The sequence below is a fragment of the Streptomyces sp. NPDC034103 genome, from assembly GCF_055575395.1.
In genome coordinates this window covers 198,246-218,409 of sequence record NZ_JBVISS010000014.1, presented here as the reverse complement: position 1 = coordinate 218,409, position 20,164 = coordinate 198,246, and the positions used below count along the sequence as shown (strand labels likewise).

The window sequence follows — 20,164 nt, the reverse complement described above, 5'->3', positions numbered from 1 at the left end:
GATCGCCAGGCGCCGACCTGGCACCGAAGATCGCGGCCCGGGTCATCGCGCCCCTCGGCGACGGCCTCGGTCGACCCCGGCGGCGACGGCCCTCGGTCAACCCCTGGGGCGGCCGCGATCAGCCTCTGGGCGGACGTCAATCCATGGCAGGTTCCGTCGCGGTCGCGGCGACCACCGGCACGGGGCGCGTCTCCGGCAACAGCGCGAAGCAGCCCAGACTCACCAGCGCGACCCCCGTCAGATACGCCCCCACGCCCCACGGCACCCGGCCGCCCTGCTCGGCGAGAGCTGTCGCCACGATCGGCGTGAGCGCGCCCCCGAGGACCCCGCCGAGGTTGTAGCCGACCGCTGCGCCCGTGCAGCGCACCCGCGGTTCGTAGAGCTCGGGCAGATACGCGGCGATCACCGCGAACATCGTGACGAACGCGAGCAGGGCGCCCAGGAATCCCACGAACATCAGCAGCGGCTCACCCGTCGACAGCAAGGCCACCATCGGGAACATCCACACGGCCGCCGCCGCACACCCGGCCAGACACAACGGCCGCCGCCCGTAACGGTCGCCGAGCAGCGCGGCCACCGGCGTGAGAGAGCCCTTCACCAGGACCGCGGCCATGATGCAGGCCAGCATCACGGTACGGCCCACCTCCAGCCGTTCCGTGGCGTAGGCGAGGGACCAGGTCGTGACGGCGTAGAAGATCGCGTACCCGACCGCGAGCGCGCCGGCGGTGAGCAGGACGAGCCGCCAGTGGTGGCGCGCCACCTCGACGAGCGGCACGCGCGCGTGGTCGTCGAGCTCGAGGAAGCTCGGGCTCTCGGTGAGCGAGGAGCGCAGCCACAGCCCGGCCAGGGCCAGCGCCCCGGCCGCCCAGAACGGCACTCGCCACCCCCAGGCGGCGAACTGGGCCTCGGTCAGCGTCGCCGACAGCACCAGCATCACACCGTTGGCGAGCAGGAAGCCCACCGCGGGGCCGATCTGCGGGAAGCTCGACCACAGGGCGCGCCGCTCGGGTGGCGCGTGCTCGGCCGTCAGCAGTACGGCTCCGCCCCACTCCCCACCCAGGCCGAGGCCCTGCAGGAACCGCAGCACGAGCAGCAGCAGGGGAGCGGCCACCCCGATCGAGTGGTACGTCGGTACACAGCCCACCGCGACCGTGGCGCCGCCGGTCAGCAACAGCGAGGCGACGAGGACCGGCCGCCGCCCGTGCCGGTCCCCGATGTGCCCGAACAGCACCGAACCCAACGGCCGGGCGACGAACCCGACCCCGAACGTGCCGAACGCGGCCAGTGTCCCCGCGAGCGGCGAGAACGTCGGGAAGAACAGCGGCCCCAGCACCAGTGCCGCCGCGGTCCCGTAGACGAAGAAGTCGTAGAACTCGATGGCCGTGCCGGCGAGCGAGGCGGCCGCGAGCCGCGGCATGGAAGGCGCCCTTACGGTGCGTACGTCGTGCATGCCGCGTCAACCACCCACGGTCACCACGGGTTACGGGGGCCTGCGGTGGCGGGCCTCCAGGCTCAGTACGTGACGGTGATGCGCCGGGCGGGGCCGTCGACGCGGACAAGACCGCCGTAGGGAATGACCAGTTGAGGGTCGGTGTGGCCGAAGTCGACGTCGAGGACGACCGGGGTCTCGGGGGCGTACGCCCGCATGGCGCGCAGCACGGCCTCGCGCTGGTCGGCAGCGTAACGAGCCGCGTCCTCGGGACCGTTGGGCCGTTCGAAGGACCATGTCCTCGCGCGGCCCATCAGCAGCGCGGAGAACCGCTGGAGGAGCCCGCGCTCGCCCATGTTCCTGAGGGTCCAGAAGACCTCGTTGGCGCTGGGCATGTCCTCCGACGTCTCCAGGAGCAGCACACCGCCGTCGTACTCGCCCAGATCGTGCGAGATCTCGCGGTCGGCCATCAGCAGCCAGCCCACGATCTCCAGGCAGCCGCCCCACGTCCGGCCCTCGACCACGCGGTCGGCGTTGACCCAGGTCCAGCCGGTGCCCGGCTTGCTCTCCGGCTCCGCGTCGAACGTCGCCGGGTCCGCCCAGTCGCCGTTGACGTCGTTCCAGCGGTCGGCGGGCCGCAACTCGTACTCGCCGGAGGTGAACAGAGCGGCCCGCAGACTCGCGGCGGTCTGCGGGTGCATGGCGCCGGGGCGGCCCAGCTCGCACATCACCGTCGAGCCGTGGTACCCGACGATCCCCGTGTTGCGCAGGTACATCAGCAGGTTGGTGTTGTCGCTCATCCCGAAGAACGGTTTCGGGTTCGCCCGGATCAACTCCCGGTCCAGGAAGGGCAGCACGGTGATCTGGTCGTCGCCGCCGATGGAGGCCATGACCACCTTGACGTCCGGGTCGGCGAAGGCGGCGTTGAGGTCCGCGGCCCGCTCCTGCGGGCTCGCGCCCATCCTGCGGGTCGTCGGGTACTCGACGGGCTCGAGACCGTACTCCTCGCGCAGCCGCGCCAGGCCCAGTTCGTACGGGCGTGGGAAGAGGCCGGGCAGGCCGGCGCCGGCGGAGACGACCGCGATACGGTCGCCGGGCACGGGCTTGGGCGGGTACGAGATCGTCGTCATTGCAGGAGGGTAGGGGCGATCACCGCGTCGGCGCACCGTGATAAACCGGGTCCGAGCAGCGGTCCTCACGCGATCGCCCACCCTTCACCGGACCGGAGGAACCGTGCCCCGCACCCTGGCCAACGCCCCGATCATGATCCTCAACGGCCCCAACCTGAACCTGCTCGGTCAGCGCCAGCCGGAGATCTACGGCTCCGACACGCTCGCCGACGTGGAGGCCCTGTGCGCTAAGACGGCGGCCGCGCACGGCGGCACCGTCGACTTCCGGCAGTCCAACCACGAGGGCGAGCTGGTCGACTGGATCCAGGAGGCGCGTCTGAACCACTGCGGGGTCGTCATCAACCCCGGCGCCTACTCGCACACGTCGGTCGCGATCCTGGACGCACTCAACACCTGTGACGGACTGCCGGTGCTGGAGGTCCACATCTCCAACATCCACCAGCGGGAGTCCTTCCGGCACCACTCGTACGTCTCCCTGCGCGCCGACGGCGTCATCGCGGGCTGTGGCGTGCAGGGATACGCGTTCGGCGTGGAGCGGGTGGCGGCGCTGGCGGGGGCGGGACAGGCCGAGGGGTAAGCCCCGTCCTCCTGGAGGGCGCCTGTTACCGGCGCCACCCGCTCCACCTACAGGCGCCCCGCCTCACCTACAGGCGCCGCGCCCCACCTACAGGCGCCCCGCCTCCACGATCCGCCGAAGGAAGCGCTGCGTGCGCTCCTGCCGCGGGTCGCCGAAGATCTGCTCGGCCGTCCCGTGTTCCAGCACCACGCCTCCGTCCAGAAAACAAACCTGGTCGGCGACGTCACGCGCGAAGCCCATCTCGTGCGTGGCCAGCACCATCGTCATCCCGTCGTCCTTGAGGTCGCGGACGACGGTGAGCACCTCGCCCACGAGCTCCGGGTCGAGGGCGGCGGTGATCTCGTCGAGCAGCAGCAGCCGGGGGCGCACGGCGAGCGCGCGCACGATCGCGACCCGCTGCTGCTGACCGCCGCTGAGCCGGTCCGGGTACTCGCCCGCCTTGCCGCCGAGCCCGAGCCGCTCCAGCAGCTCCCTGCCGCGCTCCTCGGCCTCCGCGCGGGAGACCCCGTGCACCCGCCGCGGGGCGAGCGTGATGTTCTCCAGCACGGTCATGTGCGGGAAGAGGTTGTACGCCTGGAAGACCACACCGATACGGCGGCGCACCGCGTCCTGGTCGACCCGCGGATCGGTGATCTCCTCGCCGTCCAGCCAGATCGCCCCGTCGTCGATCTCCTCCAGGAGGTTGGCGCAGCGCAACAAGGTGGACTTGCCGGAACCGGAGGCGCCGATCAGCGCGGTCACCGTGTGCGGGGCGACCTCCAGGTCCACGTCCCGCAGGACGACCGAGCCACCGAACGTCTTGCGGACGGACTCCATCCGCAGCACCGGTGCGTCCGCGTCGCTCATGTGGTCCCTCCCTGGGCCCGCTGCCGGTCCATCCGGGCCGTCACCCAGTCCGTGAACCGGGTCATCGGGATGGTCAGCGCGACGAAGACCAGGCCCGCGACGATGTACGGCGTGTAGTTGAGGCTGCGGCCCACGATGATGTCGGCGGCCCGCACGGCGTCCACCGCGCCGCCGATCGACACCAGGCCGGTGTCCTTCTGGAGCGACACCAGGTCGTTCAGGAGGGGCGGCACCTGGCGTCGTACCGCCTGCGGCAGCACCACGTGCCGCAGCGTCTGCCGGCTGGAGAGGCCCAGCGAGCGGGCCGCCGCACGCTGCGAGGGGTGGATGGACTCGATGCCGGCGCGGAACACCTCGGCCACATACGCCGAGTACGTCAGCGTCAGCGCCGTTCCGCCCAGCAGCACCGGGTCGACGGTCACGCCCTGGAGCCGGAGCGCCGGCACGCCGAGGACGACGATCATCAGGTTGATGATGAGCGGAAGCCCGCGGAAGAAGTCCGTGTAGGCGGCGGCGAGCACGCGCAGCGGGAAGAACACCGGGCCGCGCAGGGTGCGAGCGATCGCGATGAGCATGCCGAGGACGAGCACGGCCACGCCGCAGATCAGCAGCAGCCGGAGATTCAGCCACAGCCCTTCGAGGACCTTGGGGAGCGCCTCGCGCGCGTACTCCGCGTCGAAGAAGGTCTCCTTGGTGCGCGGCCAGCCGGGCGCGTTGACGACGACCAGGTAGAGCACCACAGCCGTGACGAGCGTCGAGAGGGCGGCGAGCGCCGTGGCCCGACGGGAGCGGGCGCGCTGGTGGCGCTCCCGCGCGAGCCGTCGCTCGGAGGGCGTGTACGAGTCCCCCGGGTCCGGCGACGACGCGCCCGACTCGTCCTTCGTGAGCGTCACTTGAGCACCGGGGCGTCGACGGCGTCGGACAGCCACTGCTGCTCGATCTTCGCCAGGGTGCCGCTCTCGCGCAGGGTGTCGACGGCCTCGGTCACGCAGGAGGTCAGCGGGCTGCCCTTGTCGAGGACCAGGCCGAACTGCTCCGGCGTACCGCCCTGGTTCTCGAACTGCCCGACGATCTCGGCGTCCGTCACCTCGGCCGCGGTGATGTAGAACGCGGTCGGCAGGTCGACGACGATGGCGTCCACCTGGCCGTTCTTCAGCGCGGACTTGGCCTGGTCGTTCTTGGCGTAGGCGGCGGCCTCCTGGGTCGGCTTCACCACGTCCGCGATGTAGTTGAGGCTGGTCGTGCCGACCTGTGCGCCCAGCTTGAGGCCCTTGAGGTCCGCGATGCTCGTCGCCTTCGCCGCCTTGGTGCCCTTGAGGGCGATGACGGCCTGGCGCACGTCGTAGTAGCCGGACGAGAAGTCCACGGCCTTCTTGCGCTCGGCGCTGATCGACACCTGGTTGATGTCGAAGTCGAACGTCTTCTCCCCGGGCGCGAACGCCTTGTTGAACGGCACGCTCTGCCAGACGACGGCACTCTTGTCGTAACCGAGCTGCTCCGCCACGGCATACGCGACCGCGGACTCGAACCCCTTGCCGTTGGCGGGCTTGTCGTCCTTGAACCAGGGCTCGTAGGCCGGTTCGTCGGTGGCGATCGTCAGCTTGCCGGAGGTCTCGGTGGCCAGCTTGCCCTTGGCGCACGTGGTGCCGGCCGCCGACCCCGAGGGCGTGGCGGCCGAGTCCTCCTCGGGCTGCGGGGCGCAGCCTACGGCGGTGGCGAGCAGGGCTATGGTCGCGGCGGCGACAGCGCGGCGCAGTGTGCGAGGGGCGAGGTGCATGGCGGGAGATTGACAGCCGGTCGCCCCGTTTGTCGAGGTCACGACGGGATCTGTCCGCATACTGGGAACAGGTGTTGCGTTCTTGTGAACGCCCCCTGTGAACGCCCCTCTGGCGCGTCGCCGGGGCCGCCGGCCGAGGGCGGGGATCGGAAGACCGGCGGCCCGTGCCGCGCAGGAGCCGTCTTCCTGTGCGGGGCTGTCACCAGTTGACCGCGCAACGATGTGCGCCGGGAGCGTGCGCGGGGCGCCGACGCGAGCGATCGGTTCACACGGGGCGCGTGTGGGCGGTCTACGCGGGGCGCGTGCGAAGGGGTGCACGCCGGGGGCGCGAAGGGGTGGCATGTGTGGGCGCGTTGCATACGGGGCGTGCGAGGGGGACACGTGCCGGGTGGGAGGGGCAGGGAGGTTCCACGCTGGGCGTGTGCCGTGTGCCGTGTGCCGTGTGCCGTGTGCCGGGCGGCCGGCAGCGGCTACGCGCCGGGCCTGCGGTCGGTCGTCCCGCGGTTGGCGTACAGGCGTGCGTGTGCGCCGCCTGTCCCGCGGATCACCACCCGCGCGCGTGCCACTCCGGCAGGTGGGGGCGTTCGGCGCCGAGCGTGGTGTCGTTGCCGTGGCCCGGGTAGACCCACGTCTCGTCCGGCAGCGCGTCGAAGATCTTCGTCTTCACGTCGGCGACGACTTCCAACCCGCCGCGAACGTCGCCAACATGAGCGTCGGTCAGGCGCTGGACGCCACCGCCGCCCCCCGGTGCAGCTCACCCGCGTACGGACCGCCGTCGGCCGCCCCGGCGAGCATCCGTTCCGCTGAGCACCCGCCCCGGTGAGCGGCCGATCAAACAACGTCGTGTGCCCAGGTGCTACCCGAACATTCATGTGAGGCACATCACCACTGGAGGGGCATCTGTGGATGCTCAGACAGCAAGGGACACCACCTTCACTTTTCCAAATCGTGAACGCGGCTTGACCCTGGTTTCGAAGGGGAACGCATTCCAGATCCGTTCGATAACGGCATGTGATTACCTTAGCTGTGTGTGATCGAAGTGCGGAATTATGTAGTCCGCACCGTCTCGCAGGGATGATGTGAAGGCGCATCGGGGAATGCGCCTTTCATTCATGCAGCATCGAACCATGCTGGTTGTTCGATTCTGCATGCCCAGGGGAGGGATTCACGTGAAGCGTGTTCACCGGACGCTGTCGCTGGCGGCGGCAGGATTCGCAACGGTATTGGCATGCGCGGGCACCGCGTCCGCGGGGGCGGGGCCGACGCCGGCGGACCGGCAGCCGCCCATGTCATCTGTGCCGGTGGAGGCGGGTAATCCGCTGTCCGCACGTGCTCAGGCCGCCGGTGTGTGCTCGGACGCCTATCAGATCGGCACGACGTCGTACGCCTACCGGGGTACGGAGCAGATCGCCTCGGTCAAGCAGTTCTACTCGCCCGAGTGCAAGGAGAACTACGGCTACGTGTGGGTGTGGAAGTCGTTCCTGGACAAAGGGATCAACTTCGACGTCCAGGTCGGCGTGTGGTCCTACGACCGCGAGACGCTGTTGGGCGCTCGCACCGAGTTCGACACGCACAACCAGGAGTTCTGGGGCAACGGCGCCGACACGGTGGATGACTGCACCTCCGGCGACGGCACCCTGACCATCGCCGACGAGCAGGGCGGCTATTCCGCCAGGACGTCCAAGCGCTGCTGACCCGATCGCGGCTGCCCGTCGATTCGATACGCGGTGCCCAACCGCCGGCCCCGCGCTGATCCAGTGCGTCGTCCTGGGCCGGGGTCGCCACGTAAGGCAGACACCGAGCGCGGGTGACAGCCGCCCACCGGCTGCCACCCGCCGAGGTCTGCCTCCCGTCAACCGGCTGTGAAGGCCCGAACGATCCAACGATCCAAGGAGAGACCGTCATGCACTCCGTCATGCCCGAAAACAAGGCGCCCAGAAGCGGCATCAGACGCGGCAGACGTACCGTCTCCACCGCCGCAGTCGCCACAACCACCGGCGCGGCACTGTTACTTGCTCTGTTACCCATGCAGGCGTCAGCGTCGCCCGGCCTCGACGAACCGTCTCCGAAGCCGAACTCGTCCTCCCCCGTGGGGCAGACCAAGGCGCCCAGAAGCACGCCCATCGGGGTCGCGGGCAAGGACCGCGAGCTGGTGACGGCCGGCATCCTGCAGTCCACCTTCCAGGGCCTGGGGATCGGCCAGGTCCCGTGGTCGGAGTTCCACGAGGCCCCGCTCTCGGACTCGGTCGGTGCGCAGGTCAACTACGGCAACGGCAACCTGCTGGTCAGCGTGAACGCCTTCGACATCGCCGACGCCGGCCCCGGCCTGTCGCTGGGGCACGCCTACAACGGCCTGAACACCAGTTGGAAGGCGACGACCGGCAGTGACTACCTGATCCACGAGCCCAACACCACGTCGGTGTACGTGCAGGGCCCCTCCAGCACGATCGCCGTGTTCGAGCGGGACGGCTCGAACTTCACCCCGGCCCCCGGCTACAAGCAGGACCTGACCGAGTCCTCGGACAAGAAGTCCTTCACGCTCACCTCCCGCAACAACGGGCAGAAGACCACCTTCACCCGCTCCGGCACAACCGGGGACGCACGGGTGAGCAAGGTCGAGGACAAGAACGGCAACGCCACCACCATCGCCTACTCCGGCGCCTTCACCTCGAAGATCACCGCCGCCTCCGGCCGCACCCTGACCTTCGGCAACGACGGCCAGCAGATCACCAAGGTCACTGACAACACCGGTCGGTTCGCCACCTACACGTGGTCCGGGGACGATCTGAAGACGTTCACCGACACCGACGGCAAGACCACCGTCTTCGACTACGACACCTCGCACCGCATGACGAAGGTGACCACCCCGGAGGGCCGCGAGACCCGCTTCACCTGGGGCACCAACCGGCTCGCCTCGATCACCCGCGTCGTCGACAAGACCGCCGGAACCGGTGCCACCACCGCCTTCCGCTACATCCTCCCGCAGCCCGGCAGCGAGGGAGAGGGTGTCGTCCGGATCACCGACCCGCGCGGCAAGAACACCGAGAAGACGGTCGACGCCCGCTGGCGAGTGAAGAAGACCACCGACCCGCTGGGCCACGAGCGTTCCAAGTCGTGGGGTCCGGACAACAATGTCACCAGCGCGGTCGACGGGATGGGGGTCGGATCGACTCCGGGTAACACCGTGAAGTTCGACTACGACGACTCCTTCAATCCGAAGTCGGCGACCCAGCCCACCGGCGCGCAGTCCACGATGGCCTGGACCCAGAAGGCCGGCGGCCACTACCCCGAGACCCTCACCTCCGCCAGCGGCGACAAGGTCACCAATGGCTATGACACCTCGGGCAACATGATGTCGCAGACCGACACCACCACCGGTTCCGACGGCGCGAAGTGGACCTACGACTACAACCCGAAGTCGGGAGCGATGGACTGCGGGGGGCTGCCCGGCCAGCGCTGCTCGGCCACCGACCCCGAGGACCACAAGACGTCGTTCACCTACGACTCCAAGGGCAACCTGGCCAAGGTCGACCGTCCCTCCGCACAGGAGGACATCACCTACACCTACGACGATCTGGGCCGCACCGACACTGTCACCGACGGCCGCGGCGTGAAGACGGTCTACACCTACGACAAGCGCGACCGACTCAAGACCCAGACCAGTGACGGCAAGACCGCCACCTTCACCTACGACGCCGACGGCAACATCAAAACGCGCACCACCCCGGCGGGCACCAGCAGCTACACCTACGACGAGCAGAACCGCGAACGCATCCGCACCCTGCCCGCCGGTGGTACCAGTTCGGTGACCTACGACGCCGCCGGCAACGTGAAGACCACCACCGATCCGGGCGGCACCACCACGTACGACTACAACGACGCCAACCAGCTGGCCACCCTCACGCAGCCGGGCGGCGCGACAACCACCTACGACTATGACAAGAACGGCGACCGCACCACCACGACCTACCCCGGCGGAACGGTCCAGAAGACGGACTACGACAAGTCCAGCCGCGCCGAGAAGATCGAGGTCAAGAACGGCTCCACCGTCCTGTCCACGATCACCTACGACTACGACAAGTCCGGCAAGGACACTGACAAGATCTACAAGCGGACCACGGACGGCGCCGCCCTGGCCTACACCTACGACTCCAAGGGCCGCCTGACCAAGGCCGTGGAGACCAAGGACGGCTCCACCACCGCCGGCTGGGCCTACTGCTACGACAAGTCCGGCAACATGACCGGCCGTTCCACCGGCACCAGCCTGCCCGCCTGCGACAACGCCCAGTCCGTTCGCGAGTACAACAACGCAGGCGAACTGACCTCCCTTGGTGGTAACACGAGCTTCTCCTACGACGGCGACGGCAACGAGACCTCAGCGGCCTCTCCCACCGGTACCCGTACGAGCGGCCAGTGGACACCCTTCACCCAGCTGTCCGACCTGACAGCCTCGGGCGCTGCCTCGAACTACACCTACGCCGGACTCGACCACAACGACCGCCTCACGCGCGGCAGTTCGACCTTCACCAACGCCGCGACGGGCATGACGCGCGAGAATGCCACCGGTTTCGTTCGCGAACCGTCGGGCACGTTGACAGCCATGACCACCGGCGGGGCAAGCCAGTACTACCTCACCGACGTCCAGGGCAGCGTCATCGGCCTCGTCGACGCCTCCGGCAAGCGCACCGCGACCTACAGCTACGGCCCCTACGGCGAGGCCCGCACCACCACCGGCACCAACCAGCCCTACCGCTACACCGGCACCTACCTCGACCCCAGCGGCCTGTACAAGATGGGCGCCCGCTACTACGACCCCCAGCTCGGCCGCTTCACCCAGCCCGACCCCTCCGGCAAGGAAAGCAACCCCTACGCCTACGCCGCCGGAGACCCCATCAACCGCACCGACCCCAGCGGACTACTTTCACTGGGCGAAGGACTCGGCCTGGCAGGAACCGTAGTTGGACTTGTCGCCCTGGCCCCGGTATCGGCGCCCGTGGCAATCGGAGCGGCCGCAGTGGGCACCGGCTTGAGTGTTGCGGGGTCCATCGCATCGGGCAATTCTGCAGGGGAAACTGCAGCGGTCGGAATCCTGGGACTAGGGACGGGTGGCGTCGGAGCCGCGACAAAGCTGGCTGGTATAGGGGGAAAAACAGGCCTGGGGGTTGACCTCGGATACACCGCATTGGGTTACTTCGGCGGTGCAGGAATAACGGGCGGATGGCTCTGAAAGGTGAAAACAAGTGGACCTAGCGGTAGTGGGCATCGGGTTCGAGGACAACACAGCAGCCACCGTCATCCTCGGAGCGATAGTCATGGTGGTGGCATTCGCCCTGCTCTACTGGCGACTCAAGCGTGAAAAGAAGTAACGAGACGCTCTGATCTGGTACAGCCACTACACACGGGAGCCCCCGGCCGACTCTCGGCCGGGGGCGGCTCAGCTACGGCGGCCAAGCGCTGGGGTTTGCCTCCATCTTCGTACCCGGCGGCGCGCTTTCCTTGAGGCCGAGAACCTCCTCGCCGTAGAGCGCATCCCCGGCCGCATCGGCGTCCGGCCGACATTCCTGGGTATGAACTTCGCCCTCTCCCACATGACCTTGAGGGCGGGCCTTCATGAGCACTCAGCAGCCGCATTCGTCGAATCGCGCGCATCGTCACGCCCGCCCTGCCCGCAGCTGCGGCGGCGGGTGCCGATGTCGCTGTCCAGGCGGCGATCGCGGCGGGTGCGGGGCTCTTCGGCTGACCGCTTTTGTGCGGTGGCTGCCGGCTCCGACCGACTGCCAGAGACGCGGCTATTTCCTTGAGAGCACCAGGGCGGCGATGCCGCTGATCTACCAGCCCCGCTTGTGCCACTCCCCGAGGTGAGGCCGCTCGGCGCCGAGTGTGGTGTCGTTGCCGTGGCCCGGGTAGATCCAGGTCTCGTCCGGGAGTGCGAAGACCTTCGCCTCCAGGCCCGACATCAGCGACTCGAAGTCCTGGGGACGTGTTGTCCGCCCAGGCCCCCCCGGGAAGAGGCAGTCGCCCGTGAACACGTGGGGATGGCCGTGCGGGTCGTCGTAGACGAGCGCGATCGAGCCGGGAGTGTGGCCGACGAGATGACGCGCGGTCAGCTCCACGTGCCCCACCCGGATCGTGTCGCCGTCGTCGACCAGGACGTCGGTGGGTACGGGGATGCCGCCGGCGTCCTCGCGGCCCGCGTACGTACGGGCGCCGGTGGCCTCGACGATCCGGGCGAGGGCCTGCCAGTGGTCGCCGTGCTGGTGCGTGGTGACGACGGACGCGATGCCGTCGGCGCCGATCGTGCCGAGCAGCGCCTCCGCGTCGTCGGCCGCGTCGATCAGCAGTTGCTCGTCTGTGGCCCGGCAGCGCAGCAGATAGGCGTTGTTGTTCATCGGGCCGACCGCGATCTTGGTGATCATCAGGTCCTTCAGCTCGTGCACGTGCGCCGGGCCGCCGACCGTCACCTGTCCGCTGTACGTCATGGCGGCAGCCTATAGCGGGCGGGGCGGGGGAGGGCTGTCGAGGTGTCCCGTCGGCCCTCCCTGGCGAGGGCCGGTCCTACAGCGGCGGGAGGTCCGGCAGACGGCCGCCCTCGACACCGAGGGGAGAGCCGTCCCGGCGCCCGGCGAGCCAGCCGAGCAGGTCGGCGGGGGAGCCCGTCACCGTGACCACGAGGGCCTCCGCGACCCGGCCCGTGGTCCACGCGTGCGTGCCGTCCGTGAGGCGGGTCGGCGGTACGTCGGGGTGACCGGAGAAGCGGTCGGCCAGGAACTCGATCTCCCGCTGGATGAACTCCGCCGGAAGATCCTCCAGCTCGTACCCGATGCCGAGGTCCACGTGGTGCAGCTCCACCTCCACCCAGCGCCGGAACGGCACCCGCGCCGCGGCGTCGGTGACCCCGTTGCGCAGCTGCACGACGCGCGACCAGTCGGCGGGGACGGCTCCCACCTCCTGGAAGCGGGCGGCGCTGTCCCGGACGTCCGCGAGCTGCACGTCGAGGGGGCGCGGGGCGTCCCGCTCGATGTCGGCGTCCCGGGCGTCGCCGCTGACGTACATGGGGCGGCCCTCCAGGACGTTCACGAGGGCGTCCGCGTTGCGGGCGAGGTGGGCGAGAACGTGGCCGCGGGTCCAGCCGGGAAGTCGTGACGGCTTGGTCACAGACGCGTTGTCCAGTTTGGCGGCTGCGGTGAGCAGCCGTTCCGTCGCGTCACGTACAGACGCCAGGTCATGCGCGTGATCAATCATGCTGCTGACATTAGTCCCGCCACACCTTTGGGTGAAGGTGGTGAAGCGGTGCCGTTAATCGAAAGCACGTGCTATATGGTCGGGAGCGGCGTCGGGCATGCTGGATGGTCCGGGATTGTTGTCCCATTCGGGAATCCGACCGGCGTTGTCAGTGGCTCCCCCTAGTGTGAGAAGACACGGGGGCCTCGCCCCTGTCACCACTCTCAAGAAAGGTGCGGACCGGCGTGGCCGACCGTCTCATCGTCCGTGGCGCGCGCGAGCACAACCTCAAGAACGTCTCGCTCGACCTGCCGCGTGACTCGCTCATCGTCTTCACGGGCCTGTCCGGGTCGGGCAAGTCCTCCCTGGCCTTCGACACGATCTTCGCCGAGGGCCAGCGGCGCTACGTGGAGTCGCTCTCCTCGTACGCCCGCCAGTTCCTCGGCCAGATGGACAAGCCGGACGTCGACTTCATCGAGGGCCTGTCGCCCGCGGTCTCCATCGACCAGAAGTCGACCTCCCGCAACCCGCGCTCCACGGTCGGCACGATCACCGAGGTCTACGACTACCTGCGCCTGCTCTTCGCGCGCATCGGCAAGCCGCACTGCCCCGAGTGCGGCCGGCCCATCTCGCGCCAGTCCCCGCAGGCCATCGTCGACAAGGTCCTGGAGCTGCCGGAGGGGAGCCGCTTCCAGGTGCTGTCCCCGCTGGTGCGCGAGCGCAAGGGCGAGTTCGTCGACCTCTTCGCCGACCTCCAGACCAAGGGGTACAGCCGCGCGCGCGTGGACGGCGAGACCATCCAGCTCTCCGACCCGCCCACGCTGAAGAAGCAGGAGAAGCACACCATCGAGGTGGTCATCGACCGCCTCACCGTGAAGGACACCGCCAAGCGCCGCCTCACCGACTCGGTGGAGACGGCCCTCGGCCTGTCCGGCGGCATGGTCGTGCTCGACTTCGTCGACCTGCCCGTGGACGATCCCGAGCGCGAGCGCATGTACTCCGAGCACCTGTACTGCGCCTATGACGACCTGTCCTTCGAGGAGCTGGAGCCCCGCTCCTTCTCCTTCAACTCGCCCTTCGGCGCCTGCCCCGAGTGCACCGGCATCGGTACGCGCATGGAGGTCGACCCGGAGCTGATCGTCCCGGACGAGGACAAGTCCCTCGACGAGGGCGCCATCCACCCCTGGTCGCACGGGCACACCAAGGACTACTTCGGCCGCCTGGTCGGCGCCCTCGCGGACGCGCTGGGCTTCCGGACCGACATCCCCTTCGCGGGCCTGCCGCAGCGCGCCAAGAAGGCCCTGCTCCACGGGCACAAGACCCAGATCGAGGTCCGCTACCGCAACCGGTACGGCCGCGAGCGGGTCTACACCACGCCCTTCGAAGGCGCCGTCCCCTTCATCAAGCGCCGGCACAGCGAGTCCGAGAGCGACGCCAGCCGGGAGCGCTTCGAGGGCTACATGCGAGAGGTGCCCTGCCCCACCTGTGAGGGCACCCGACTGAAGCCGATCGTCCTCGCGGTCACCATCATGGGGAAGTCGATCGCCGAGGTCTCCGGCATGTCCATCAGCGACTGCGCGGACTTCCTGGGCGAGCTGAAGCTGAACGCCCGCGACAAGAAGATTGCCGAGCGAGTGCTGAAGGAGGTCAACGAGCGGCTGCGGTTCCTGGTCGACGTGGGCCTGGACTACCTGTCGCTGAACCGCGCGTCCGGCACCCTCTCCGGCGGTGAGGCCCAGCGCATCCGCCTCGCCACCCAGATCGGCTCCGGGCTGGTCGGCGTGTTGTACGTCCTCGACGAGCCGTCCATCGGTCTGCACCAGCGCGACAACCACCGGCTGATCGAGACCCTGGTCCGGCTGCGGGACATGGGCAACACGCTCATCGTCGTCGAGCACGACGAGGACACCATCAAGGTCGCCGACTGGATCGTCGACATCGGCCCCGGCGCCGGTGAGCACGGCGGCAAGGTCGTGCACAGCGGCTCCCTGAAGGAACTGCTGGCCAACGAGGAGTCGCAGACCGGGCAGTACCTGTCCGGCAGGAAGGCGATCCCGCTGCCGGACATCCGCCGCCCGCAGGACCCCTCCCGTCGCCTCACGGTGCACGGGGCCCGGGAGAACAACCTCCAGGACATCGACGTGTCGTTCCCGCTCGGTGTGTTCACCGCGGTCACCGGCGTCTCCGGCTCCGGCAAGTCCACGCTGGTCAACGACATCCTGTACACGCACCTGGCGCGCGAGCTGAACGGCGCGAGGAGCGTTCCGGGACGCCACACGCGCGTGGAGGGCGACGACCTCGTCGACAAGGTCGTGCACGTCGACCAGTCGCCCATCGGCCGCACCCCGCGGTCCAACCCGGCGACGTACACCGGTGTCTTCGACCACGTCCGCAAGCTGTTCGCCGAGACCACCGAGGCGAAGGTCCGCGGCTACATGCCGGGCCGCTTCTCCTTCAACGTCAAGGGCGGCCGCTGCGAGAACTGCGCGGGCGACGGCACGATCAAGATCGAGATGAACTTCCTCCCGGACGTCTACGTCCCGTGCGAGGTCTGCCACGGTGCCCGGTACAACCGGGAGACCCTGGAGGTCCACTACAAGGGCAAGTCCATCGCCGAGGTCCTGAACATGCCCATCGAGGAAGCCATGCACTTCTTCGAGGCCGTGCCGGCGATCAACCGCCACCTCAAGACGCTCAACGACGTCGGCCTCGGCTACGTCCGTCTCGGCCAGTCCGCGACCACACTGTCCGGCGGTGAGGCCCAGCGCGTGAAGCTCGCCAGCGAGCTCCAGAAGCGCTCGACCGGCCGCACGGTCTACGTCCTGGACGAGCCGACCACCGGTCTGCACTTCGAGGACATCAGCAAGCTGCTGAAGGTCCTCTCCGGTCTGGTCGACAAGGGCAACACGGTCATCGTCATCGAGCACAACCTCGACGTGATCAAGACGGCGGACTGGATCGTCGACATGGGTCCCGAGGGCGGCGCCGGCGGCGGCCTCGTCGTCGCCGAGGGCACCCCCGAGGAGGTCGCCGGGGTCCCCGCCAGCCACACCGGCAAGTTCCTGCGGGAGGTCCTCGGTGCCGACCGGATCAGCGACGCCTCTTCCGTGAAGGCCCCGCGCAAGACGGCGGCCAGGAAGACGGTCGCGGCCAAGTCGACGGCGAAGAAGACGGCCACGGCCAAGACGGTCACGGCCAAGACGGCGGCGAGCAGGACGACCGCCGCCAAGTCGACCGCGAGCAAGCGTGCCACCGGCACGGCGGCGGCCAAGAAGACGGCCGGTGCCACGAAGAAGGCGGCTACCGCCAAGAAGGCGACGCGGGCCCGCAAGGCCTGAGGTCTGTCGGGAACGGATCCCGAGAAATCCGGAAAAGTTCGGCGCCCCGTGGGAACTCCCCGCGGGGCGCCGGTCGTTGCAAGATCAGCCGCCCGTTCCCTGCGGCTGCACCGCACCTTGACTCCTGAACAGTGGAATCGGCGAAGGTGCCGAACGTCTCCTACCAGGTCCCGAGTTCGGAGGCGTACGGCGGCTCCGCCCCTGCCCGGGAGCAGGTGATCGCGGCTGCCCGCGCCGCGTATCGCAACAGCCTTGTCCAGCCGTCGGCGCCCAGTCCCAGGAGCGCCTCGGCGGACAGGGCGTCCTGGGCGGACAGAGCGTGCAGGAGCGCCGCGTTCACGGTGTCGCCGGCCCCGATCGTGTCGACGACGTCGACCTTCTCGCCCGGCACGGAGTGCACCGAGCCGTCCCGCGTGTACGCCGTCAGACCGTCACCGCCCCGTGTGATCACGACGGCCGAGGGCCCCTCCTCGAGCCACTCGCGCGGTGTGCCCCCCAGCCACAGCGCGTCCTCCTCGGAGAGCTTGAGCAGTGACACCGAGGGCAGCCAGCTCTTGAACCGGGCCCGGTAGGCGTCCGGATCGGGGATGAGCCCGGCCCGGATGTTCGGGTCGAGCGCGGTGAACACGCCCTGCTCGGCCGCGGTCCGCAGCAGCTTCTCGTAGGCGCCGGCCCCCGGCTCCAGGACGAGCGAGCAGGTACCGAAGGACACCGCGCGCGTGCCGGCGGGAAGCTCCGAGGGGGCCGTGAACAGGCGATCGGCGGTGCCCTCGACATAGAAGGAGTAGGCGGCCGACCCGCTCGCGTCGATCGTGGCGACCGCCAGGGTGGTCGGCTCCGGACCGCGCTGCACTCCCGACACGTCCACCGAGGCCTGCCGCAGCCCGTCGAGCAGCGCCTCGCCGAACGCGTCGGAGGAGGTACGGGAGCAGAAGGCGGTGGCGGAGCCGAGCCGACCGAGAGCGACGGCCGTGTTGTACGGGCCACCGCCGAGCGCCGGCGTCAGCCCCGCCAGGGCTCCCGTGCCCTGCGGTACCAGGTCGATGAGGGCCTCACCGGCGACGACGATCACGAGCGGATTCCTTTCTCGCACTTGCGGGACCGCGCGGCGGCGCGGCCATGGATGAGGGCGGCGACAACTCCCCCTCGGGCGGTCGGAGTTCGGAGCCCACGGCGTCCCCGCGCGACTGGACCTCGGACAGCCCGGCTCCTTCGGGCACCCCGGCTCTTTCGGGCGCCCTGGCCCCTTCGGATACCGAAGTCCCCTCGGGCACTCCGCCCCCTTCGGACGGCCGCCGTTCGGACGCCCCGGCCCCCTCCGGACATCCGCACGACGTCCGATGCACGAACGCACAGGGCAGCCGCACCGTCCGGGCGGGCCGGTCCGGATCGGCCAGGCGTTCCAGGAGCACTCGCACCGCCTGGGCCCCGATCTCCCTGCTGGGCTGGGCGATCGCGGTGAGCCGCGGGGAGAAGAGGTCGGCCCAGGCGAAGTCGTCGAAGCAGCACAGCGCGATGTCGCCGGGCACGGAGACCCCGTGGTCGCGCAGGGCGCGCAGCGCGCCGATGGTCATCGCGTTGTTGGCGGTGACGAGCGCCGTCGGCGGATCGGCGCGGGACAGCAGGGCGGCGGTGGCGCGCTCGGCGCCGGCCGACGCGGAGTCGCCGTGGACCACGAGCCCCTCGTCGTAGGGCAGCCCGGTGGCCGCGAGCGCGGCACGGTAGCCGGCGATCCGCTCGCTGCTGGTGCTGAGCCCGGCCAGTCCCGCCACCAGCCCGATCCGCCGGTGGCCGAGCCCGGCGAGATGGGCGACCAGCTCGCTGGTGGGCGCGGTGTTCTCGGCGCAGACCTGGTCGAAGCGGGGCTCGGCGTCGACGACCCGGTCGAGGAGCACGGTGGGTACGCGATGGCGGCCGAGATACGAAAGCAGCTCGGCGGGATCCGCGGAGGGTGCGACGATCATGCCGTCCACCCGTCGCTCGTGCAGCAGTTGGGCGACCTTGCGCTCATGGGCCGGGTCGTCGTGCGGGTCGGCGATGAGCAGGCTGTAGCCGTGTGCCAGGGCCTCGGCCTCGACGCCCTGGAGGATCTCCGTGAAGTACGGATTGCTGATCGCCGACACCGCGAGCCCGATCGAGCGGGTTCGGGAGGTCACCAGTGAGCGGGCGAGGGTGTTGGGGGTGTAGCCGAGCTCATCGATGGCGTCCAGCACGGCCTGGCGGGTCCGGGGCAGCACCGGCCGGGTGTCGTTGAGGACGTGCGACACGGTCGCCACGGACACGCCCGCGCGGCGGGCCACGTCGGCCATGGTCGGCATGAAGCCCCCTCCGGATCTCTTCCAGGCCCGGAACGTACCTCATCCGGCACCGGACGTAAACGCTTGCGCAAGCGTTTACGCGGCCTGGAGTAGGCCCAGGCTCCGGCCCGCCGTGCTGATCGCAGGTGACCCCCGTCCGGCCTCTCGGGGCGGGTGACCCCCGCCTGGCCTCTCGATGCGGGTCGAGCCCCATGTCACACGGGGCCTCCCCTGTTCCCTGGGCGCCTGCCGCCCCTGCCCGCGCACTTGGCACGCCGCCGACCCCCGCCTCACTCCCTCGGCGCGCCCCGCCCCCTTGCCTGACTGTTCTGAGCCTGTCCCCGCCTCATCCCCGGCCCCGCACGCCCCCTTACTCCCAGTCCCAGCCGATCCCCACGATCCCTGTCCGGACGCGCGGCTCGACGATGTGCACCGAGCGGTGGGTCCCGGTGAGGGCCAGGTCCTGGCGACCGCTGCGGGGGGCCGCCGCGGAGTGCTGGGTGAACCGGTGACAGCGTGCGGGCAGGGCGTTCTCGTCGAAGCGCACCTGGAGCGCGTACTGCCCGCCGGAGGGCCCGAAGCCTCGGACGTACTCGCGGGAGACGCCGGCGGTGCCGTCCTCGACGCCGTAGCGGAACAGGTAGGTGTCGCCGGCCCGCAACCAGGTGTCGAAGAGCAACTCGGCCACGAGGACACCGGTGCCGTGGTGGAGGCGGACCCGGCCCGTGCGGCAGTTCTCCAGGGCGTGCACCTGCATCCGCTCCGGCGCGCACCCCGGGTCGCCGTGGTGGACGGCCACGAAACGGTCGACGCCGTCCTTGTAGGCGCGCACGATGTGGTGGGACTCGCGTCCGAGGAGTTCCCGGCGGGCGCCGATCCGTACCCGCTCGTGGTGGCCGAGGGTGTGCAGCCCGCCGTCAGGCGGGGAGTCGAGCTCGGCCAGCAGCCGCTCCAGGGCGCCGGAGGCCTCGATGAGGGACCGGTAGGAGCGGACGGCGGGGCGTTGGCCGGAGGAGTGGGCGTCGGCTTCGGCCAGCAGCCGTATCAGCGACTCCTCCGGCAGCTGGAGTATCTCCTCGAGCGCCCGCACCGCGCGCAGCGACTCCGGGCGCTGCGGGCGCCGCGCCCCCTGCTGCCAGTAGCTCAGGCTCGTGACGCCGACCTTGACCCCGTAGCGCGACAGATGGTGCTGCACGCGCTGGAGCGGCAGTCCCCGGGCGGCGATCGCGGCCCGCAGGGCGACGTGGAAGGGGCCGCCTCGCAGGGCCGTGTCCAGTTCGGTGTCCGCGACGGCGGAGACGTCCCCGTGCTGTGTGGCGTGCGGCATGCAGGGGCCTTTCTGTGTGTTCACGACGGCTGGTCAGACCGTTCGCGCGGATTCGCACCGGGGCCGCCCTGGCTGTGTGGGGGCGTCTTCACATCCGTAAGCCGTTCTTCACGGCCCCGAGTTCCCCCGCATTGAAGCGTGTTGACCAAGTCCCGACAACACCTCATGCCCAACAGCCGCGCACTCCTGGCCGGGATGTGCCGGGAGGGGCCGGCTCGACGC

General features: G+C 69.8%; 14 protein-coding genes and 1 pseudogene. 4 read left to right on the top strand and 11 right to left on the bottom strand.

Annotation, left to right across the window (positions count from 1 at the left end; all coding sequences use genetic code 11):
• Window positions 1-136 precede the first annotated feature (136 nt).
• Entirely contained in the window at window positions 137-1,450 is a 1,314-nt protein-coding gene (locus ACZ56U_RS30450) for an MFS transporter (RefSeq protein ID WP_469087168.1), read from the bottom strand.
• A 62-nt stretch (window positions 1,451-1,512) separates the two neighbouring features.
• Window positions 1,513-2,559, bottom strand: coding sequence for a S66 family peptidase (locus tag ACZ56U_RS30445; protein WP_469087167.1), 1,047 nt, complete (start codon window positions 2,557-2,559; stop codon window positions 1,513-1,515).
• A 103-nt stretch (window positions 2,560-2,662) separates the two neighbouring features.
• Here ACZ56U_RS30445 and aroQ point away from each other — a divergent pair, with 103 nt between their 5' ends.
• Window positions 2,663-3,136: a type II 3-dehydroquinate dehydratase gene (aroQ, locus tag ACZ56U_RS30440; RefSeq protein WP_469087166.1), complete on the top strand. Its 474-nt coding sequence runs from the start codon at window positions 2,663-2,665 to the stop codon at window positions 3,134-3,136.
• Between the two features lie 87 nt (window positions 3,137-3,223).
• Here aroQ and ACZ56U_RS30435 read toward each other — a convergent pair whose 3' ends face one another.
• From ACZ56U_RS30435 to ACZ56U_RS30420, 4 genes and pseudogenes are all read right to left on the bottom strand, one after another.
• The gene (locus ACZ56U_RS30435; RefSeq protein WP_469087165.1) at window positions 3,224-3,982 is read right to left on the bottom strand and encodes an amino acid ABC transporter ATP-binding protein; all 759 of its coding nucleotides are present in this window, start codon (window positions 3,980-3,982) and stop codon (window positions 3,224-3,226) included.
• The gene (locus tag ACZ56U_RS30430; RefSeq protein ID WP_469087164.1) at window positions 3,979-4,875 is read right to left on the bottom strand and encodes an amino acid ABC transporter permease; all 897 of its coding nucleotides are present in this window, start codon (window positions 4,873-4,875) and stop codon (window positions 3,979-3,981) included. The genes ACZ56U_RS30435 and ACZ56U_RS30430 overlap by 4 nt, the downstream gene beginning before the upstream one ends.
• Window positions 4,872-5,759: an ABC transporter substrate-binding protein gene (locus ACZ56U_RS30425; RefSeq protein WP_469087163.1), complete on the bottom strand. Its 888-nt coding sequence runs from the start codon at window positions 5,757-5,759 to the stop codon at window positions 4,872-4,874. Before ACZ56U_RS30425 ends, ACZ56U_RS30430 begins: the two co-directional genes overlap by 4 nt.
• A 544-nt stretch (window positions 5,760-6,303) precedes the next feature.
• A pseudogene (locus ACZ56U_RS30420) lies at window positions 6,304-6,507 on the bottom strand (hypothetical protein); the annotation flags it as partial.
• A gap of 538 nt (window positions 6,508-7,045) precedes the next feature.
• Between ACZ56U_RS30420 and ACZ56U_RS30415 the strand changes: the two are divergent.
• Both ACZ56U_RS30415 and ACZ56U_RS30410 read left to right on the top strand, forming a co-directional pair.
• Window positions 7,046-7,453, top strand: coding sequence for a hypothetical protein (locus ACZ56U_RS30415; RefSeq protein ID WP_469087162.1), 408 nt, complete (start codon window positions 7,046-7,048; stop codon window positions 7,451-7,453).
• 332 nt (window positions 7,454-7,785) lie between these two features.
• Window positions 7,786-10,986, top strand: a complete 3,201-nt coding sequence (locus ACZ56U_RS30410; protein WP_469087161.1) for an RHS repeat-associated core domain-containing protein — start codon at window positions 7,786-7,788, stop codon at window positions 10,984-10,986.
• Between the two features lie 601 nt (window positions 10,987-11,587).
• On the opposite strand, the gene ACZ56U_RS30405 is transcribed toward ACZ56U_RS30410, so the two are convergent.
• Entirely contained in the window at window positions 11,588-12,238 is a 651-nt protein-coding gene (locus ACZ56U_RS30405; RefSeq protein WP_469087160.1) for an MBL fold metallo-hydrolase, read from the bottom strand.
• A gap of 76 nt (window positions 12,239-12,314) precedes the next feature.
• A complete protein-coding gene (locus tag ACZ56U_RS30400) occupies window positions 12,315-13,001 on the bottom strand; it encodes a maleylpyruvate isomerase family mycothiol-dependent enzyme (protein ID WP_469087159.1) in 687 nt (228 codons plus the stop codon).
• A gap of 224 nt (window positions 13,002-13,225) precedes the next feature.
• Between ACZ56U_RS30400 and uvrA the strand changes: the two genes are divergently transcribed.
• Complete coding sequence (uvrA, locus tag ACZ56U_RS30395; protein ID WP_469087158.1) at window positions 13,226-16,318, top strand: excinuclease ABC subunit UvrA; 3,093 nt, start codon at window positions 13,226-13,228, stop codon at window positions 16,316-16,318.
• Between the two features lie 160 nt (window positions 16,319-16,478).
• Here the strand turns inward: uvrA and ACZ56U_RS30390 are convergent, their stop codons facing one another.
• The 3 genes from ACZ56U_RS30390 to ACZ56U_RS30380 form a co-directional block, all read right to left on the bottom strand.
• Complete coding sequence (locus ACZ56U_RS30390; protein ID WP_469087157.1) at window positions 16,479-17,390, bottom strand: carbohydrate kinase family protein; 912 nt, start codon at window positions 17,388-17,390, stop codon at window positions 16,479-16,481.
• Window positions 17,371-18,636, bottom strand: coding sequence for a LacI family DNA-binding transcriptional regulator (locus tag ACZ56U_RS30385; protein WP_469087156.1), 1,266 nt, complete (start codon window positions 18,634-18,636; stop codon window positions 17,371-17,373). The genes ACZ56U_RS30390 and ACZ56U_RS30385 overlap by 20 nt, the downstream gene beginning before the upstream one ends.
• Window positions 18,637-18,985: 349 nt before the next feature.
• A complete protein-coding gene (locus ACZ56U_RS30380; protein ID WP_469087155.1) occupies window positions 18,986-19,942 on the bottom strand; it encodes a hypothetical protein in 957 nt (318 codons plus the stop codon).
• Window positions 19,943-20,164: the final 222 nt, after the last annotated feature.

What these genes read in the sequence shown, in the direction of transcription:
- ACZ56U_RS30450 (WP_469087168.1), bottom strand. Translation starts at nt 1,450, where the DNA reads ATGCACGACGTACGCACCGTAAGGGCGCCTTCCATGCCGCGGCTCGCG.
- ACZ56U_RS30445 (WP_469087167.1), bottom strand. Translation starts at nt 2,559, where the DNA reads ATGACGACGATCTCGTACCCGCCCAAGCCCGTGCCCGGCGACCGTATC.
- ACZ56U_RS30435 (WP_469087165.1), bottom strand. Translation starts at nt 3,982, where the DNA reads ATGAGCGACGCGGACGCACCGGTGCTGCGGATGGAGTCCGTCCGCAAG.
- ACZ56U_RS30425 (WP_469087163.1), bottom strand. Translation starts at nt 5,759, where the DNA reads ATGCACCTCGCCCCTCGCACACTGCGCCGCGCTGTCGCCGCCGCGACC.
- ACZ56U_RS30415 (WP_469087162.1), top strand. Translation starts at nt 7,046, where the DNA reads ATGTCATCTGTGCCGGTGGAGGCGGGTAATCCGCTGTCCGCACGTGCT.
- ACZ56U_RS30410 (WP_469087161.1), top strand. Translation starts at nt 7,786, where the DNA reads ATGCAGGCGTCAGCGTCGCCCGGCCTCGACGAACCGTCTCCGAAGCCG.
- ACZ56U_RS30405 (WP_469087160.1), bottom strand. Translation starts at nt 12,238, where the DNA reads ATGACGTACAGCGGACAGGTGACGGTCGGCGGCCCGGCGCACGTGCAC.
- ACZ56U_RS30400 (WP_469087159.1), bottom strand. Translation starts at nt 13,001, where the DNA reads ATGATTGATCACGCGCATGACCTGGCGTCTGTACGTGACGCGACGGAA.
- ACZ56U_RS30385 (WP_469087156.1), bottom strand. Translation starts at nt 18,636, where the DNA reads ATGCCGACCATGGCCGACGTGGCCCGCCGCGCGGGCGTGTCCGTGGCG.
- ACZ56U_RS30380 (WP_469087155.1), bottom strand. Translation starts at nt 19,942, where the DNA reads ATGCCGCACGCCACACAGCACGGGGACGTCTCCGCCGTCGCGGACACC.